The organism is Ramlibacter monticola, assembly GCF_016722785.1.
Lineage (GTDB): Bacteria > Pseudomonadota > Gammaproteobacteria > Burkholderiales > Burkholderiaceae_C > Ramlibacter > Ramlibacter monticola.
This window is the reverse complement of sequence record NZ_JAEQNE010000002.1, coordinates 636,734-654,096: the sequence shown is the minus strand read 5'-3', so window position 1 is coordinate 654,096 and position 17,363 is coordinate 636,734. Positions and strand designations below refer to the sequence as shown.

The window sequence follows — 17,363 nt, the reverse complement described above, 5'->3', positions numbered from 1 at the left end:
GCGCGGGCCTCAGCCGTGCTTCTTCTTCGCCGGGACGGGCTTGCCTGCCGCGGCCTTGGCAGCGGGCTTGGCACCCGCCTGCTTCGCCGCGGGCTTGTGCGTCGCCTGTGCCCGGACCGGAGCGGGCGCACGGGTGGAAGTGGGCACGACGGCCCTGCCGTTGACCCGGATCGGCGCGGCCGCGCGGGCGACCGTGCGAATGGGAAGGTGCAGCACCACCTGCTGGCCGGGCTTGAAGGCGGCCGAGGCAGGCAGGCGGTTCCATTCGGCCACCTGCACCGGGTTGAGCTTGTAGCGGTGGGCCACGCTCGCCACCGTGTCGCGCTTGCCGGCCTTCACCACCGTGCGCCGGGTCACGATCTCGGGGGCCAAGCTCAGTTGGCCGTTGTCGGCGACGTGGTCCGGCACGTCCCTCTGGTTGGCGCTGCGGCGCGGCACGATCAGCACCGAGCCGGCCTTGATCAACATGCGCGGCGGGATGCTGTTCACCGAGCGCAGGTCGCCTTCGGCCATGCCCACCCGGCGCGAGGCTTCCGTCACGCTCATGGTCGAAGGCGCCGTCCAGGCCGTCCAGCTCGCGTACTTGCCCTCGCTGTGGGCCTCGAAATTGCGCTTGAAGACGGTGGCGTTGTCCCAGGGCAGCAGGATCTGCGGCGTGCCCGCCGCCAGGATCACCGGGCGGTTGATCTGCGGATTGAGCGCCCTGAAGTCCTCCAGCTTCACGTCGGCCAGGCGGGCGGCCAGTTCGACGTCCATGTCGCGCTGCAGCGTCACCGACTGGAAGTAGGCGTGGTTGTTGATCACGGGCAGTTCGGCGCTGAACTGCTCCGGGGCCGAGATGATGTTCTTCACCGCCTGCAACTTCGGCACGTAGTTGCGCGTCTCGTCGGGCATCCGGAGGTCGGCGTAGCCCGTGCCGAGGCCGGCGCGCTGGTTGCGCTGGATCGCACGGCTCACGTTGCCTTCGCCCCAGTTGTACGCGGCGAGCGCCAGGTGCCAGTCGCCGAACATGCCGTGGAGCTTCTGCAGGTAGTCCAGCGCGGCGCGGGTCGACTCCAGCACGGAGCGGCGGTCGTCGCGGAAGAAGTTCTGCTTCAGGTCGAAGTCCTTGCCGGTGGCGGGCATGAACTGCCACATGCCGGCGGCCCGCGCGCTGGAGACGGCCTGCGGGTTGAACGCGCTCTCGATGAAGGGAAGCAGCGCCAGCTCGGTGGGCATGTTGCGGCGCTCGAGTTCCTCGACGATGTGGAACAGGTACTTGCGCGAGCGGTCCGTCATGCGCTGCAGGTAGTCGGGCCGGTTGGCGTACCACTGCTCCTGCGCCCGCACCAGCTCGCCATCGAGGTTGGACATCTTGAAGCCGCCGCGGATGCGGGACCACAGGTCGGGCGGCGGCTCCAGCGGCGCCACCGGCTGCGAGCTCAGGTCCGAAGGCTGGATGGCGGACAGCGGCCCGGAGGGAATGAAGGCCGGCGGCGGGGGCGGGGTGGCCTCGGCCACCTTCGGAGCGGGCGGCTCCTTCCTCGGCTCGGGATCGGCGACCGGCGCGTTGCCGGACGTGGTGGCGCAGCCGGCGAGCGCCAGCATGGCGGTGAGGGCGAGCAGCTTGTACTTCGTCATCTGAACCCGTTCTTCCAGTGGCGCAGGGTCGCGAAGACCGCGACCGGATCTGCTACGTCCGCCCCGTCGTGGTCATGGGCGGCCTGCGCCACGGCCGCAACGCCGGTGCGCAGGAATGGATTGATGTCGCGTTCCACCGCGATGGTGGAAGGCAGCGTGGGCTCGCCGCGCGAGCGCCGTTGCTCGCATTGTTGCCGGTAATGGTCCAGCCGCATATTGCCCGGCTCGACGGCTGTGGCAAATTTCAGGTTTGAGAGGGTGTATTCGTGGGTGCAGCACACGCGCGTATGGCCGGGCAGCGCCGCCAGCTTGCCCAGGGAGTCCAGCATCTGCGCCGGCGTTCCCTCGAACAGCCGCCCGCAGCCGCCGGAAAAGAGGGTGTCGCCGCAGAACAGGAGGGGGGCGCCGTCCACGTCTTTACAGAAGTACGCGATGTGGCCGGCGGTGTGGCCGGGCACCTCGAGCACCTCGAAGGCGAGGCCCAGCACCTCGATGCGGTCGCCCTCCGCGAGGCGCTGGAGCGGCTCGGGGATGCGTTCGCGGGCGGGGCCGAACACGCGCGCGCCGGTGGCATCGCGCAGGGCGTCGACGCCCCCGATGTGATCCGGATGGTGGTGCGTGACTAGAATCGCTTCCAGTTGCAGGCCGCGCTCCGTGAGGAATTTCCGCACCGGCTCGGCGTCGCCTGGGTCGACGACCAGCGCCCGCTGTCCGTCGTGCAGCAGCCACAGGTAGTTGTCCTGGAAGGCAGGCAGCGGGATCAAGTTCATGAGCGACGCGATTATAGGAATGCAGCAGTGGTTCGAAACCCCTCCCGGCAGGTACCTGCTGGCTTGGGAACGGGCCGAGTTCGACCGCGCCGTGGCTGACATCTTCGGTTACCACGCGCTGCAGATGGGGTTGCCCGAACTCGATGCGCTGCAGGCCAACCGCATGCCGCACAAGTGGCTGGCGCTCACCGAAGCCCAGGCCGTGCGGGGCCCGGTCAAGCCGGACATCGTCACCGAATTCAGCGCCTTGCCCTTCGAGGAGAACAGCCTCGACCTGGTGGTGCTGCCGCACTCGCTGGAACTGAACCTGGACCCGCACACGACGCTGCGCGAGGTCGAGCGCGTGCTCGTGCCCGAAGGCAAGCTCGTGATCTGCTGCCTCAATCCGGCCAGCCTGTGGGGCCTGAGGCAGCGGCGCGCGCACCTTTACCGCCGTTTCGGCTTCGGCGAACTTTACCTGCCCGACGCGGGCGACTTCATCGGCTACTGGCGGCTGCGCGACTGGCTGCGGCTCCTGAGCTTCGAGGTCGAGACCAGCAGCTTCGGCTGCTGGCGCCCGGCCTTCTCCAGCGAGAAATGGCTGGATCGCTTCGCCTGGATGGACCCGGTGGGGGAGCGCTCGTGGCCGATCTTCGGCGCGGTGTACTTCATCGTCGCCGTCAAGCGCGTGCGCGGGGTCACCATGATCGGCCCCGCCTGGAAGCGCGCGAAGCGCATCGCGTCGGCGCCCGTGCCCGTCACCAATCGCAGCCGCCACGAGCGGCGCGAGCATAGTACTGTCGAATGAACCAGATCGAGATCTACACGGACGGGGCCTGCAAGGGCAACCCCGGTCCGGGGGGCTGGGGTGTGCTCCTGCGCTCCGGCACGAACCAGAAGGAGCTGTACGGCGGCGAGCCCAGCACCACCAACAACCGCATGGAGCTGATGGCCGTGATCCAGGCGCTGGAGGCCCTGAAGAGGCCCTGCGCGGTCACGGTGTACCTGGACAGCCAGTACGTGCTGAAAGGCATCACCGAATGGCTCCCCGGCTGGAAGGCCAAGGGCTGGAAGACGGCCAGCAAGCAGCCGGTGAAGAACCAGGAGCTGTGGCAGCGGCTCGACGAGCTGCTGGCGAAGGGCGGCCACGTGGTCGACTGGCGCTGGGTGCGCGGGCACAACGGGGACCCCGGCAACGAGCGGGCCGACGCGCTCGCCAATCTCGGGGTGCAGGGTGCGCAGCGCCGCTGACCGCCGGTCGCGGGCCGTGTAAACGCAAGGTAAAAGAGCCGAACGGACCGCCTGGCGGCAGGGCCTCAGGGCTGAAGCCGATGCTGGGCCGCACACCTGCTGTTACATTGCGGCGTTCACCGCCCGGGAGGCGGCAGCGCTCGCGCGCATCAGCATTTTCCACGGATCAGCTTACATGGCATTGAAGTCCATCCATACCGCGGTCGCGGCGGTCGTGATCGCGGCTGCCTCGGGCGCCGCCTGGTGGTACCAGCAGCAGCCGCAAGGCCCGAAGGACCCGGCGGCCGCAGGCAAGGCCGCGTCCGCCGGCGCGCCCGTCGCCGGCGCGGCCACCGGCCCCGCACGGGCCCCGACGGTGGAAGTCGCGCGCGTGGAACTGCAGCGCCTCACGGACGACGCGGCCGCGGTAGGCAGCCTGCGCTCGCGCCAGAGCGTGATCCTGCGGCCGGAAGTGTCGGGCCGCGTGACGCGGATCAACTTCCGCGACGCCGACCGCGTGCGGCGGGGGCAGTTGCTGGTGCAACTGGACGACCAGTTGCCGGTGGCGCAGGTGAACCAGGCCGAGGCCGAACTGTCGATCGCGCGCGCCAACCACAAGCGCAACCAGGAACTGGTGGAAGAGAAGTTCATCGCCCAGCGCGCGGTGGACGAAAGCGCGGCCAACGTGCAGGTCGCCCAGGCCAAGCTCGCGCTCGCCCAGGCCACCCTCGCGCGGCTGAAGATCGTGGCGCCCTTCGACGGCATCGCCGGCATCCGCAACATCAGCGTGGGCGACTACCTCAAGGACGGCGCCGACATCGTGAACATCGAGGACCTCGACGCGATGTACGTCGACTTCCGCCTGCCCGAGCGCTTCCAGACCAAGGTGCGCCCCGGCCAGACGGCGCTGGTGGACCTCGACGCGCTGCCGGGCCGGCGCTTCACCGCGCTGATCCAGGCCGTCGACCCGCTGCTGGACGCCAACGGCCGCTCGGTGGGCGTGCGCGGCTGCATCGACAACCGCGCCCTGGAACTGCGCCCCGGCATGTTCGCGCGCGTGACGCCGGTGTTCGGCGTGCGCGAGGGCGCCCGCGTGGTTCCCGAGGAAGCGATCGTGCCGCAGGGCGGCCGGCAGTTCGTCTACCGGCTGGCGCCGGGGCCGGACAGCGACAGCCGCATCGCCCAGCGCGTGGAGGTGAAGGTCGGCCTCCGCCAGCCCGGAAAGGTCGAAGTGACCGAGGGGCTGGAGGCGGGCGACCTGGTCGTCACGGCCGGCCAGCAGCGCATCCAGAAGGACGGCACCGTGGTCCGCGTGCTGGACCTGCCCCGGGGGGCCGGCGGCGAGGCCCAGGCGGGCGGAGAGGCGGGCGGCCGCAGGTCCGTCGCCGGCGCCGACGTCGTGGCTTCGGAGCCGGGCAACCCCTGCGGTGCGCTGTCCCTCAATGCGCCCCGCGCGCCGGCCGCGAAGCCGCGCGCGCCGCAGGCGCCGTCGCCCGCCCCGGTGCCGGCCGCACCCCGTCCCGAGGCCAAGCGCGCGTCCCTCGCGGGCTGAAGCGCCAGGAGCGTTCCATGCAACTCCCCGAGATAGCGATCCGCCGGCCGGTCTTCGCGACCGTGCTGTCGCTGCTGGTGCTGCTGGTGGGCCTGGTCAGCTTCAGCCGGCTGACGGTGCGCGAGTACCCGAAGATCGACGAGCCGAACGTCACCGTCAGCGTGAAGTACCCCGGCGCCTCCGCCGAGGTGATCGAGTCGCAGGTGACCAAGCCGCTGGAGGACTCCATCGCCGGCATCGACGCGGTCGACGTCATCACCTCCATCAGCCGCGCGGAACAGGCCCAGATCACGGTGCGCTTCCGGCTCGAGAAGGACGCCGACACGGCGGCGGCCGAGGTGCGCGACCGCACCTCGCGCGTGCGCAACCGCCTCCCGCAGGCCATCGAGGAACCGGTGATCGCCAAGGTGGAGGCCGACGCCTTCCCGGTGATCTGGCTCGCCTTCACGAGCGACACGCTCAACCCGCTGCAGATCAACGACCTGGTCAACCGCATCGTCAAGCCGCGGCTGCAGACCGTGAGCGGCGTGGCCGACGTGCGCATCTACGGCGAGCGCAAGTACGCCATGCGCGTCTGGCTGGAACCGGACAAGCTGGCCGGCTTCCGCCTCACGACCCAGGACGTGGAGGACGCCATCCGCCGCAGCAACCTGGAAGTGCCGGCCGGCCGCATCGAATCGCAGCAGCGCGAGTTCAGCGTCACCTCGCAGACCGACCTGGTGCGCCCGGCGCAGTTCGGCGAGATCGTGGTCAAGAACGTCAACGGCTTCCCGGTGAAGATCCGCGACGTGGCCCGGGTGGAGGAAAGCGCGGCCGACGAGCGCAGCGCCGTGCGCCTGAACGGCCGCTACGCGATCTCCGCCGGCGTGATCCGCAACGCCACCGCGAACCCGCTGAGCCTCGCGCAGGGCGTGCGGGACATCATCCCCAAGCTCAAGCAGGACCTGCCGTCCGACGTGGCCGTCGAAGTCGCCAACGACAACTCGCTGTTCATCGACCGCTCGGTGAAGAACGTGTACCACACGATCGGCGAGGCGGTGGCGCTGGTGGCGCTGGTGATCTTCGTGTTCCTGCGCACCATCCGCGCCTCCATCATCCCCATCGTCACCATCCCGGTGAGCCTGGTCGGCACCTTCGCGCTGATGGCGCTGTTCGGCTTCACCATCAACACGCTGACGCTGCTGGCCCTGGTGCTCGCCATCGGCCTGGTGGTGGACGACGCCATCGTGATGCTGGAGAACATCTACCGCCACATCGAGGAGGGGCTGGACCCGTTCTCGGCCGCGATCAAGGGCGCGCGCGAGATCGGCTTCGCCATCATCTCCATGACGATGACGCTGGTGGCGGTGTTCGCGCCGCTGGCGTTCACGCCGGGCCGCACGGGGCGCCTGTTCGTCGAATTCGCGCTGGCGCTGGCCGGCGGCGTGCTGGTGTCGGGCTTCGTCGCGCTGACGCTCACGCCCATGATGTGCTCCAAGCTGCTGCGGCACACGAACAAGCACACCTGGTTCGACGCCCACATGGAGCAGTGGCTCACCGCGCTGACGAACGCGTACGAGCGGGCGCTGCGCTGGGTGGTCACGGCGCGCTTCGGCGGCGGCCGGCTGCTGCAGGCGCGCTGGCTGGTGGTCGGCGTGATGATCACCGCCGGCGTGGTGATCGCCTCGGTGTGGCCGACGATGAAGTCCGAGCTCTCGCCGCTGGAGGACCGCGGCACCATCCTGGCCAACATCAACGCGCCGGACGGCGCGACGCTGGACTACACCAACCGCTACGCCCGCGAACTGGAGCGCATCGGCCAGGCCTATCCCGAGTTCGACCGCATCTTCGCCAACATCGGCAACCCCACGGTGTCGCAGGGCAGCGTGGTCTACCGCGCGGTGGACTGGGAAAAGCGCAAGCGCACGACGCTGGAGATCGCGCGCGAGATGGGGCCCAAGTTCAACGTCCTGCCGGGCGTGAACGCCTTCCCGATCACGCCGCCCTCGCTGGGCCAGGGCTTCCGCGAGCGGCCCGTCAACTTCGTGATCCAGACCTCGGACAGCTACGAGAACCTCAACCGCGTCACGCGCCAGATGCTGGACGAGATCGCGAAGAACCCCGGCATCCAGAACGTGGACGTGGACCTGCGCCTGAACAAGCCGGAGCTGCGCATCGAGGTCGATCGCGCCAAGGCGGCCGACCTCGGCGTGAGCGTCGAGGTGGTGGCGCGCGCGCTGGAGACCATGCTGGGCGGCCGCCAGGTCACCCGCTACAAGCGCGACGCCGAGCAGTACGACGTGATCGTGCAGACGCGGCCCAGCGGGCGCTCGACGCCGGAGGACATCGACACCATCAACGTGCGCGGGCGCAACGACACCATGATCCCGCTGTCGGCGCTGGTGAAGGCGCACGAGAGCGTGAGCCCCCGCGAGCTGAACCACTTCGGCCAGCGCCGCGCGGTGGCGATCACGGCCAACCTGGCGCCCGACTATTCGCTGGGCCAGGCCCTGCAGTTCATGGACCAGACGGCGGCGAGGGTGCTCAAGCCCGGCTACACCACCGAGCTGAACGGCACCTCGCGCGAGTTCCGCAGCTCGCAGGGCGCGCTGGCGATCGTGTTCGTGCTGGCGCTGCTGTTCATCTTCCTGGTGCTGGCGGCGCAGTTCGAGAGCTTCGTCGACCCGCTGGTGATCATGCTGTCGGTGCCGATGTCCATGGTGGGCGCGCTGCTGGCGCTGAAGTGGAGCGGAGGCTCGCTCAACGTGTACTCGCAGATCGGCCTGATCACGCTGGTGGGCCTGATCACGAAGCACGGGATCCTGATCGTGGAGTTCGCCAACCAGCTGCGCGAGCAGGGCCTGGAGATGGTCGACGCGCTGGTGAAGGCTGCCTCGCAGCGCCTGCGCCCGATCCTGATGACCACCGGCGCGATGGTGCTGGGCGCGGTGCCGCTGGCCATGGCCGACGGCGCCGGCGCCGAGAGCCGCATCCAGATCGGCTGGGTGATCGTGGGCGGCATGTCGCTGGGCACCCTGCTGACGGTGTTCGTGGTGCCGACCATGTACACGCTGTTCGCGCGCAAGGAGGTTCCGGGCGCGAACAAGGCCGAGGCGAACGAGCAGCCGCACGGTGCGCCGCTGCACCACGGCGACCTGATCGCGAAGTAGGTCGGTTCACGAGGCTGTAAAAACCTGACAGCCGAACGCAGAGGGCGCAGAGAGTTCGCAGAGAACGCAGAAGAATCCTTTGAATGGATGTTCTTCTGCGCCCTCTGCGTACCTTTGCGCCCTCTGCGTTCGGCTGTCGGGTTGTGACAGCCCCGCTTGACCACACACCGCGGCCCGATGTGGAATGGTTCTTCCGCCATGCCCACCGTCGAATTCGCTCCCGCGCTCACCCGCCACGTCGCCTGCCCGAAGCAGGAGGTGCAGGCGGAGTCGCTCGGCGCGGCGCTCCAGGCCGCGTTCCGCGCTGCGCCGGGGCTGCGGGGCTACGTCCTCGACGAACAGGGTGCGGTGCGCAAGCACGTGGCCGTCTTCCTGAACGGCGACATGCTGCCACGCGATACGGCGCTGGCGCGTGCGCTGGGTCCCGGGGACCGCGTGCTGGTGATCCAGGCGCTCACCGGAGGCTGACATGCAGGACATCCTGGTCGCGACCCGCAAGGGTCTCTTCACGGTCCGCCGCGGCGGCGCGGACTGGCAGCTCGGACAGGCGCAGTTTCCCGGGGAGCCGGTCACGCAGGTCCTGGCGGATGCCGCCGACGGCACGCGCTACGCCGCCCTGCGCCTGGGCCATTTCGGCGTGAAGCTCAAGCGCAGCACCGATGGCGGCGCGAGCTGGCACGACGCCGCCGCGCCCGCCTTCCCGCCCAAGCCCACGGAAGGTCCGCTGAAGGATGATCCGACGCCCTGGACGGTCGACCTGGTGTGGAGCCTGGAGGCCGGGGGCGCTCGCCTGTGGGCGGGGGCGATGCCGGCCGGCCTGTTCGTGTCGGACGACCGCGGCGAGAGCTGGACGCTCGTCGAGAGCCTCTGGAACCGCCCCGAACGGCGCGAATGGTTCGGCGGCGGCTACGACCACGCGGGCATCCACTCCATCGCGGTGGACCCACGGGACCCCGCCCACGTGACGCTCGCCATTTCCTGCGGCGGCGTGTGGCAGACGCGCGATGGCGGCGCCACCTGGGCCAACACCTCGGACGGCTTCGACGCCGGCGCCTACATGCCGCCCGAGCGCCGCTTCGACGGCAACATCCAGGACGTGCACCGCATCGCCGCCTGCACCGCCCAGCCCGACGTGCTGTGGGCCCAGCACCATTCCGGCATCTACCGGTCCACGAATGGCGGCCACAGCTGGCAGCCGCTCGGCACCCCCGCGCCCAGTGCGTTCGGCTTCGTCGTGGCCGCGCATCCCCGCGACGCGCAGCGCGCCTGGTTCGTGCCCGCGCATTCGGACCAGCAACGCATGCCGGTCGATGGCCGCATGGTGGTGAACGAGACGCGCGACGGCGGTGCCGGCTTCCGCACCCACGGCGCCGGCCTGCCGGAACGCGACGCCTACCACCTCGTGTACCGCCACGCGCTGGCCTGCGCCGACGACGGCGAGACGCTCGCGATGGGATCGACCACCGGCGGCCTGTGGGTCAGCGGGGACGGCGGCGCGCACTGGCAGTGCGTGTCGCGCGACCTGCCGCCGATCGCGAGCGTGCGTTTCGCGTAAGGATCCCGCGGGATCGCCCTTCGCGCGGACGCAATCCTCCGATCGCGCGAGAGTTGCCTGTGATGCATTCACATTCCTGCCGCGGAAGCGCGAAAGTTTGATCTGGCGCAGCCGATCGCGCTTGCGCAATCGGGGCACGCCTTCATCATTCGCGCTTCCTCAACGCGGAGTCGGTGTGGCAGGTGTGGGTCATTCGCTGATGCGCCATCAGCTCGAAACGGCGCGCCGGTCCTGGCGGGCAGGCGACTGGATGGAGGCGCGCACGGGCGCGCAGGAGGTGCTCTCGGCCGCCGTGGTGGCGCGCAACGCGCACCTGGAAGCGGGGGCTTCGCTGCTGCTCTCGCAGGTGCTCGCGCTGCAATCGAGCTTCGCGTGGGGACACCGCTTCGCCAGGCGGGCGCGCGAGCTGTTCACGCGGGAGCAGGATCCCGACGGCCTGTCGGATGCCATGCTGACCCTGAGCTACCTGGACAGCGCGCTGGGCAACGAGAACCTCGCAGTGCGCGCTGCGGAGGATGCCGCCGCCGGCGCGCACGGGATCGCGCGGCGCCCCGCCGCCGGCCTGAACTACCGCGGCGTGGCGGCCGCCTGGGGCGGCCAGTACTGCAGCGCGCACGGGGTGCTGGACGCGGCCTGCGAACTCGCGCCCGAGGATGCCGGGTCGCGGGCGGCCGTCTTCCAGCCGCTCGCCAACGCCGGCTTCACCGAGGTGCTGCGCTGCGCGGAGATGCGCATGCGGGGCCATCGCGTGGACCTGTCGGCGCTCTCGAACCTGCTGGCGAGGCAGTGGGCGCTGGTGAAGGAGGGCGCGGCCGGGAGCCTCGTGAGCGGTTCCGCCGACCCCGGGCTGTTCCTGCTGGAGTTCGCCAGCTGCTTCCTGGCCAGCCGGACGGGCGACGCCGAGGGCGCCGACCGGCACTACCTGGGGTGCCTGCGGCGCATCCCGCGGCTGCCCGAGACCAACTGGATGCAGGCCCTGCTGTGGTGGGCGCGGCTGGAGCGCACCCTGTCCGCCGGAGAGGTGCTGGAGACGACGGTCTCCGCCGCGCGGCTGGTCGGCGCGGCCGAGGCCGGGGAACACGTGCCGATGAAGACCCTCGCGCGGCGCCTGGCCGCGGAAGCGCAGGCCAACCTGGCGACCGCGCCTTCCGAATACGCGACCTGGTTCGCCTGAGGCGGACGGCCTTACATCACGGGTTCGAAGGAGCGGATCCGGCTGCAGGCTTCGCGGGGGGCTTCGAGCGCCCAGACTTCACAGACCGTGTTGGCCATGCCGCGGCAGCGTCCCGCCGCCTCGTTCCAGGTGCCGTGGATGACTGCGGGGGAGGAGTCCTTGCGGACGGCCTGCCGCTGCGCCGCGGCGATCGCCGTCACGCAGGAGGCCACGTAGGATTGGGCGGTGGCGCTGCGCGCACGCATGGCCTTGAGGAGGTCGAGGGATTCCCGCGCGACCTCCTGCGCCGGTGCGCGGCTGCCGAACGATGCGAGTGCCCCTCCACAGACCGCCACCAACCCGAGGACCGGCGCGGCCAGGTACCACTGTTTCATGACCTCTCCAATAGAAACAGATAGTAACAGTAACTTTGAAGGCGATCGCAAGACCATCCCCCATTTGGGGGGTTGTCGACCGACGGCCGGTCGCTAGAGCGCGCCCTCGAACATCATCACGTCGACCGGCTCCCCGGCAGCCACGTTGCCCTGGCCGTGGTGCAGCACGATCAGCCCGTTGGCCTGCACCATCGAGCTGAGGACGCCGGAGCCCTGGTTGCCCGTGGTCCGCACTTCCAGCCCGCCGTCGGCCGCCCGGGTGACGATGCCGCGCTGGTATTCGGTGCGGCCCGGCTTCTTGCGCATGGCCTCGGCGCTGCGGGCGCTCAGGTAGACGGGGGCGCTCGAGCGCGCGCCCATCATCCGCAACAGGGCAGGGCGCACGAAGGCGAGGAAGGTCACCATCACGGCCACCGGGTTGCCGGGCAGGCCGAACAGCACCGCATCGCCGATCCGTCCGACGGCCATCGGCCGGCCGGGGCGCATCGCGATCTTCCAGAACGCCACGTCGCCCAGCTTCTTCATCATGGCCTTGGTGTAGTCCGCCTCGCCGACGCTGACGCCGCCGCTGGTGATGATCGCGTCGGCGCGGCCGGCGGCGTCGCGGAAGGCCTGCTCCAGCAGGGCGGGCTCGTCGCGGACCACGCCGAGGTCGATCACCTCGCAGCCCAGGCGCCGCAGCAGCCCGTGCACCGTGTAGCGGTTGCTGTCGTACACCGCGCCTTCGCGGGCCGGCTCGCCCAGGCTCAGGATCTCGTCGCCGGTGGAGAAGTAGGCGACCCGCAGGCGCCGGACCACTTCGATCCGGGGGATGCCCAGGCTCGCGACCAGGCCGCTGGCCGCCGGCCCGAGGCGCTCGCCGGCCGCCAGCGCGGGGCGGCCTTCCAGCAGGTCCTCGCCCTTGCAGCGGCGGTTGTCGCCCCGCTGCAGCAGGCCGGCCGGGACTTCGATGCGGCCGTCCGCCAGCGTCTTCGTGAATTCCTGCGGCACGACCGTGTCCAGGCCCGCCGGCATGATGGCGCCGGTCATGATCTTCACGCATTGGCCGGGGCGCACTTCGCCCTGCCAGGCCTTGCCCGCCAGCGCCGTGCCCACCACTTGCAGCGGCAGCGCGCCGGCGGCGAGCTGCGCGCCGTCGAAGGCGAAGCCGTCCATGGCGGAGTTGTCGTGCGGCGGCACGCTGATCGGCGAGACGAGGTCGCGGGCCAGCACGCGGCCCAGGGCGTCGAACACGCCGACCTGTTCCGTGCCCCGGACCGGCGCCACCAGGCGGGCCAGGAACTCGCCCACGGCGTCGGCGCTGAGCGCCTGCGGGTCGTAGCCCTGCAGCTGCGCCGCGATCTGTTCGATGGAGGGGTTCACGAGGACTGCTCGAGCCGGTGCAGTTCGGCCAGGGTGTTGGCGTTGAAGAAGGCCGAGGGCTCGTCGCCCGGGCGGTCGAAGGGCACCAGCACCGTCCTGTGCTGGCCGGTCCAGGCGTCGATCTTGCGGCCGCCGCCCTGCGTGAAGCGGACCAGGCTTTCCATCAGCTCGCGCCGCATCAGCGAGAACACCGGCTGCGGGCGCATCGCGCCGTCCTCCTCGCGCGCCGCCGCCATGGCGATCTCGGCGTCCTCGCGCGCCAGCGCCTCCGCCAGGCGCGCGACCAGGTCCTGCGGGAACAGCGGCGTGTCGCAGGGCACGGTCACCAGGTACGCCGTCTCGCAGCGCTCCAGCCCGGTGAGGAAGCCCGCCAGCGGGCCGGCATAGTCGGCGGTCGCGTCCGGCCAGACCGGCACGCCGAAGGACTCGTAGGCCGACAGGTTGCGGTTTGCGTTGATCATCGCCTCGCCCACCTGGGGCCCCAGGCGCATCAGCGTGTGCAGCGCGAGCGGGATGCCGCGGAAGTTCTGCAGGCCCTTGTCGGCCCCGCCCATGCGCGTGCCGCGGCCGCCCGCGAGGACCAGGCCGGTGATGTCTTCCTTGTGGATCATGGCGGCGATGTTACCCGCCGCCCGCAGCGGGCCCGGGCGGTACCTATCCGCCGATGTAGCTCATTTCCACGCGGCGGGCGCCGGTGCCGGTGTCGGCGGCGAGGGTGCCGCGCAGCTCGGAGTAGTGGTCGTCGCGGCCCTGCCAGATGTGACCGATGGCGGAGGCCAGTTCCTCGTCGCTGGCGCCGCCGCGGACCAGGGCGCGCAGGTCGTAGCCGTTGGCGGCGAAGAGGCAAAGGTAGAGCTTGCCTTCGGTGGACAGGCGGGCGCGGTTGCAGTCGCCGCAGAAGGCCTGCGTGACGCTGCTGATGAAGCCGACCTCGCCGGCGCCGTCGGCATAGCCCCAGCGCTGCGCCGTCTCGCCGGGCGCGGCGGGGTCCAGCGGCACCAGCGGAAACTCGGAGGCGATCCGCGCGCGCACTTCGGCAGAGGGCATCACTTCGTCCATGCGCCAGCCGTTGGTGGCGCCCACGTCCATGTATTCGATGAAGCGCAGCACGATGCCGCTGCCGCGGAAGTGGCGCGCCATCGTCAGGATCTCGTGGTCGTTGGTGCCGCGCTTGACCACCATGTTGACCTTGACCGGCCCGAGCCCGGCCTCGCGGGCGGCGGCGATGCCCTCCAGCACCTCGGCGACCGGGAAGTCGACGTCGTTCATGCGGCGGAACACCGCGTCGTCGAGGCCGTCGAGGCTCACGGTCACGCGCTGCAGGCCGGCCTCCTTCAGGGCCCGGGCCTTGCGCGCCAGAAGAGAGCCGTTGGTGGTGAGGGTCAGTTCCGGCGGCGTGCCGTCCACGGTGCGCAGCTGCGCCAGCTGCGAGACCAGGATCTCCAGGTTCTTGCGCAGCAGCGGCTCGCCGCCGGTGAGGCGGATCTTGTGCACGCCGTGGGCCAGGAACTGGCGGGCGACGCGCGTGATCTCCTCGAAGCTCAGCAGGGACGCGTGCGGCAGGTACTGGTAGTCCTTGTCGAACACCTCCTTGGGCATGCAGTAGCTGCAGCGGAAATTGCAACGGTCCGTGACGCTGATGCGCAGGTCCCGCAGGGGCCGGCCGCGCGTGTCGGCCAGCAGGCCGGTGGCGGGGATGGAGCGCTCGGGCAGCATGGCGCGCAGCGCCGTCAGGCGCTGGTCGACCAGCGGAATCACGCGTTCAGCCATGCCCCGATTGTGAGGCTGCCGGGAAAACCGGCCAAGCGCGAGGCTTCCGCGGACCTTCGGGTAAGCCCTCGTGGGTGAAAAGGCACGGGTGCGTGAAAACTAGGCACGCGGCGACAGTTTTGCATCCGGTTGCGCCGCGCCTCTTTACCCCGCGCGCGCGCTGCATAGAGTCGCTGTGTTGTTCTTCCCGGTGCGGGTTTTCTCGGGTTCCCGCGCGATCCCAGAGGCAGGAGTACCACATGCCCCCATGGCTTTCCCCCATCACCCGACCGCTGCTCCTGGCCGCGCTGCTGCTGGCGGGCGCAGCCCAGGCCGACGAGGCTGGGTCGAAGCACCTGGCGCCGGGGTTCACCGCGCGCCCCGCCGGCTCGAAACTCGTGGTCATCCCCGCCGACATGGAGCTCTACTCGATCAGCGCCGGCGGCGTGGTCGAACCGCGGGCCGACTGGACCGAGTCGGCGCAGAAGAACATGGGGACGGCGCTGGAAGCCCAGCGCAAGCTGCTGGGTCCGGACGTCACCACGATGGACGCGGCGGCCGCCGACGAGCTGGCCGAGGTCATCACCCTGGAGCAGGCCGTTGCCAAGGCGATCGCCATGCACCACCGCAACGGCGGCATGGAGCTCCAGACCAAGTCGCGGCAGCTGGACTGGTCCATGGGTGACGCCGTCCGGGCCCTGAAGGAACGCACCGGGGCGGACTACGCGCTCTTCACCTGGGTGCGCGACACCTACGCCAGCAGCGAACGCAAGATGGCCATGCTGGCGCTGGCCCTCATGGGCGCCATCAGCGTCGGCGGCGAGCAGGTCGCCCACGCGTCGCTGGTGGACCTGAACACCGGCCGCGTCGTGTGGTTCAACCAGGTCAGCCGCCTGTGGGGCGACCTGCGGGATCCCGGAACTGCCACGGAGACGGTCGAAGTCCTGCTGAAGGACTTCCCGGCACTGAAATGAACGATCGACGCGCTTTCCTGCGCTCCGCCTGCCGGCACTGCGTCGGCTTGGGCGCGCTCACCGGCCTCGCGGGCTACGCGCAGGACCTTTCCGGCATCCGGGTGCCGCAGCGCTTCGCCCGCCCGGCGGTGGACACCGACGAGGGCGGCCTCTGGGGGCTGATGGACCGCGAGGAGCAGCGCATCCGGCGCAGCCCGCTGACCATCCACGACCAGGCCTTCCAGCAGTACCTGCGGGACCTCGTCTGCAAGCTGGCCGGCGACTTCTGCCCCGACGTGCGCGTGTATCCCGTGCGCATGCCGCACTTCAACGCGATGATGGCGCCGAACGGCATGATGGTCGTGTGGAGCGGCCTCATGCTGCGCGCCGAGAACGAGGCGCAGCTGGCCGCGGTGCTGGGGCACGAGCTCGGGCACTACATGGAGAAGCACACGGTCGAACAGCTGCGCGCGCAGAAGGACACCGCGGTGCTCGGCACGCTGGTGGGCCTGGTGGGCGGCGTCGGAACCTTCCTCGGGCAAATGGGCCTGGCCGCCAGCCTGTTCGCGTTCTCGCGCGAGCACGAGGGCCGCGCCGACCGGATCGGCGTGCGGCTGATGCGGCACGCCGGCTACGACGCCCGCGAGGCCGCCAGCGTGTGGGACAACCTGCTGCAGGAACTGAAGGTCACCGGAGGCAAGGAGGCGGGGAAGAGCGGCGACATCTTCGACACGCACCCCACCAGCGCGGGCCGGCGCGACGAACTTCTCACCCTGGCCGCCGGCGCCGGCGGCGACACCGGCGAGGAGCGTTACCGCAAGGCGATCGCGCCCCTGCGCCTGGGCTGGCTGCAGGACGAGGTCAAGCGCGGGCAGTACGAGGAGAGCCTGGTGCTGTTCGACCGCATGCTCCAGCGCGATGCCAAGGACGCCGAGGCGCTGTTCGCGCGCGGCGAGGTGTACCGGCTGCGCGAGGACAGCGGCGACGCCGAGCGCGCGCTGCAGGACCTCGATCGCGCGAGCCGCCTGGCGCAGGCGCCGGCGGAGGCGTTCCGCTCGCTGGGCCTCCTGCACCGGGAGCGTCGCGACACCGTGGCCGCCGCGCAGGCCTTCCAGAGCTACCTGGCGAAGGCGCCGAAGGCGTCGGACGCGGCCATGGTGCGCGCCTACCTCACGGAACTGAAGCCATGAAGCGCCTGCTCGTCCTGCTGCTGGCGATCGCGCTGGCGGCCTGCACCTCGATGGCCCGGATGGAAGGCGAGCAGGTCGTCAACGATCGGCTGGTCGTGCACGTGCCGGGCGCGTGGAACAAGGTCGTGGACCGTTCCGAGAAGACGCCGTACGACACCTGGACGCAGGAGGGCATGCCGCTCGACCACCTGCGGCTGTGGGGCGGCGTGCGTCCCGGCGAGCCGCTGGTCACGAAGTGGGCGAGCTACTCGCGCGCCGCCGACGCCAGGGACCCGCGCGTGCCCACCTTCCGCACCGGCCTGACGCCGGAGAAGCTGGTGAGCCTGTTCGAGGCGGTCTATGCCGGCGCGGGCACGGTGACGATCACCAAGGTGGAACCGACCGTGTTCGCCGACACGCCGGGCGTGCGCTTCGAGTTCACGCTGGCGCGCCGCTCGGACGACCTGAACATGCGCGGCGTCGGCTGGGTGGCCGCGCGCCCCGACCCCGTCTGGGGCGAGGAACTGTACGCCGCGACCTTCGTGGCGCCGCGGCTGTCGTTCTACGAGCGGCTGCTGCCGATGGCGGAGGAGGTGGTGAAGACCGCGCACGTGCGCGCCTCGCCACGTTCCTGATCCGGCCGTTGCCCGTCGCGCCCCCGCGGTGTTTGTCGTCCAGCGACTTCCTCCCTCTGGGGGAGGCTGTTGCGGGAAGCGCAAACCTGCAA

Annotated in this window: 16 protein-coding genes; 10 read left to right on the top strand and 6 right to left on the bottom strand. The window is 70.6% G+C overall.

Features of this window, described 5'->3' with window-relative positions; genetic code table 11:
• Nucleotides 1-9: 9 nt before the first annotated feature.
• Nucleotides 10-1,620, bottom strand: coding sequence for a transglycosylase SLT domain-containing protein (locus JJ685_RS11040; RefSeq protein WP_201674283.1), 1,611 nt, complete (start codon nucleotides 1,618-1,620; stop codon nucleotides 10-12).
• The gene (gloB, locus tag JJ685_RS11035) at nucleotides 1,617-2,390 is read right to left on the bottom strand and encodes a hydroxyacylglutathione hydrolase (protein WP_201674282.1); all 774 of its coding nucleotides are present in this window, start codon (nucleotides 2,388-2,390) and stop codon (nucleotides 1,617-1,619) included. The genes JJ685_RS11040 and gloB overlap by 4 nt, the downstream gene beginning before the upstream one ends.
• Here gloB and JJ685_RS11030 point away from each other — a divergent pair.
• The 7 genes from JJ685_RS11030 to JJ685_RS11000 all read left to right on the top strand — a co-directional run bounded on the left by JJ685_RS11030 (nucleotide 2,389) and on the right by JJ685_RS11000 (nucleotide 11,029).
• On the top strand, nucleotides 2,389-3,177 hold the full coding sequence (locus tag JJ685_RS11030; RefSeq protein ID WP_236598877.1) for a class I SAM-dependent methyltransferase: 789 nt from the start codon (nucleotides 2,389-2,391) through the stop codon (nucleotides 3,175-3,177). The genes gloB and JJ685_RS11030 overlap by 2 nt on opposite strands.
• A complete protein-coding gene (gene rnhA / locus JJ685_RS11025; protein ID WP_201674281.1) occupies nucleotides 3,174-3,620 on the top strand; it encodes a ribonuclease HI in 447 nt (148 codons plus the stop codon). Before JJ685_RS11030 ends, rnhA begins: the two co-directional genes overlap by 4 nt.
• A gap of 175 nt (nucleotides 3,621-3,795) precedes the next feature.
• Nucleotides 3,796-5,151: an efflux RND transporter periplasmic adaptor subunit gene (locus tag JJ685_RS11020; RefSeq protein WP_201674280.1), complete on the top strand. Its 1,356-nt coding sequence runs from the start codon at nucleotides 3,796-3,798 to the stop codon at nucleotides 5,149-5,151.
• Between the two features lie 17 nt (nucleotides 5,152-5,168).
• The gene (locus tag JJ685_RS11015; protein WP_201674279.1) at nucleotides 5,169-8,300 is read left to right on the top strand and encodes an efflux RND transporter permease subunit; all 3,132 of its coding nucleotides are present in this window, start codon (nucleotides 5,169-5,171) and stop codon (nucleotides 8,298-8,300) included.
• Between the two features lie 198 nt (nucleotides 8,301-8,498).
• Nucleotides 8,499-8,768, top strand: coding sequence for a MoaD/ThiS family protein (locus JJ685_RS11010; protein ID WP_201674278.1), 270 nt, complete (start codon nucleotides 8,499-8,501; stop codon nucleotides 8,766-8,768).
• A gap of 1 nt (nucleotide 8,769) precedes the next feature.
• On the top strand, nucleotides 8,770-9,855 hold the full coding sequence (locus JJ685_RS11005; RefSeq protein ID WP_201674277.1) for a WD40/YVTN/BNR-like repeat-containing protein: 1,086 nt from the start codon (nucleotides 8,770-8,772) through the stop codon (nucleotides 9,853-9,855).
• A gap of 250 nt (nucleotides 9,856-10,105) precedes the next feature.
• Nucleotides 10,106-11,029, top strand: a complete 924-nt coding sequence (locus tag JJ685_RS11000; protein ID WP_201674276.1) for a hypothetical protein — start codon at nucleotides 10,106-10,108, stop codon at nucleotides 11,027-11,029.
• An 11-nt stretch (nucleotides 11,030-11,040) separates the two neighbouring features.
• On the opposite strand, the gene JJ685_RS10995 is transcribed toward JJ685_RS11000, so the two are convergent.
• The 4 genes from JJ685_RS10995 to moaA all read right to left on the bottom strand — a co-directional run bounded on the left by JJ685_RS10995 (nucleotide 11,041) and on the right by moaA (nucleotide 14,535).
• Entirely contained in the window at nucleotides 11,041-11,403 is a 363-nt protein-coding gene (locus tag JJ685_RS10995; protein WP_201674275.1) for a hypothetical protein, read from the bottom strand.
• Between the two features lie 93 nt (nucleotides 11,404-11,496).
• On the bottom strand, nucleotides 11,497-12,765 hold the full coding sequence (gene moeA / locus JJ685_RS10990; RefSeq protein ID WP_201674274.1) for a molybdopterin molybdotransferase MoeA: 1,269 nt from the start codon (nucleotides 12,763-12,765) through the stop codon (nucleotides 11,497-11,499).
• Nucleotides 12,762-13,376, bottom strand: coding sequence for a molybdenum cofactor guanylyltransferase MobA (mobA, locus tag JJ685_RS10985; protein WP_201674273.1), 615 nt, complete (start codon nucleotides 13,374-13,376; stop codon nucleotides 12,762-12,764). The genes moeA and mobA overlap by 4 nt, the downstream gene beginning before the upstream one ends.
• Nucleotides 13,377-13,419: 43 nt before the next feature.
• Nucleotides 13,420-14,535 carry a GTP 3',8-cyclase MoaA gene (gene moaA / locus JJ685_RS10980; protein ID WP_201674272.1) on the bottom strand — a complete coding sequence of 372 codons (1,116 nt, stop codon included), beginning with the start codon at nucleotides 14,533-14,535 and terminating at the stop codon, nucleotides 13,420-13,422.
• A 239-nt stretch (nucleotides 14,536-14,774) separates the two neighbouring features.
• Here moaA and JJ685_RS10975 point away from each other — a divergent pair, with 239 nt between their 5' ends.
• From JJ685_RS10975 to JJ685_RS10965, 3 genes are read left to right on the top strand one after another with little or no spacing between them, the layout of a single operon-like run.
• Nucleotides 14,775-15,488, top strand: coding sequence for a hypothetical protein (locus JJ685_RS10975; RefSeq protein WP_201674271.1), 714 nt, complete (start codon nucleotides 14,775-14,777; stop codon nucleotides 15,486-15,488).
• Nucleotides 15,485-16,657 (top strand): M48 family metallopeptidase, encoded by a 1,173-nt coding sequence (locus JJ685_RS10970; protein WP_201674270.1) that lies wholly within the window; start codon nucleotides 15,485-15,487, stop codon nucleotides 16,655-16,657. Before JJ685_RS10975 ends, JJ685_RS10970 begins: the two co-directional genes overlap by 4 nt.
• Nucleotides 16,654-17,271, top strand: coding sequence for a hypothetical protein (locus JJ685_RS10965; protein ID WP_201674269.1), 618 nt, complete (start codon nucleotides 16,654-16,656; stop codon nucleotides 17,269-17,271). The genes JJ685_RS10970 and JJ685_RS10965 overlap by 4 nt, the downstream gene beginning before the upstream one ends.
• Nucleotides 17,272-17,363: the final 92 nt, after the last annotated feature.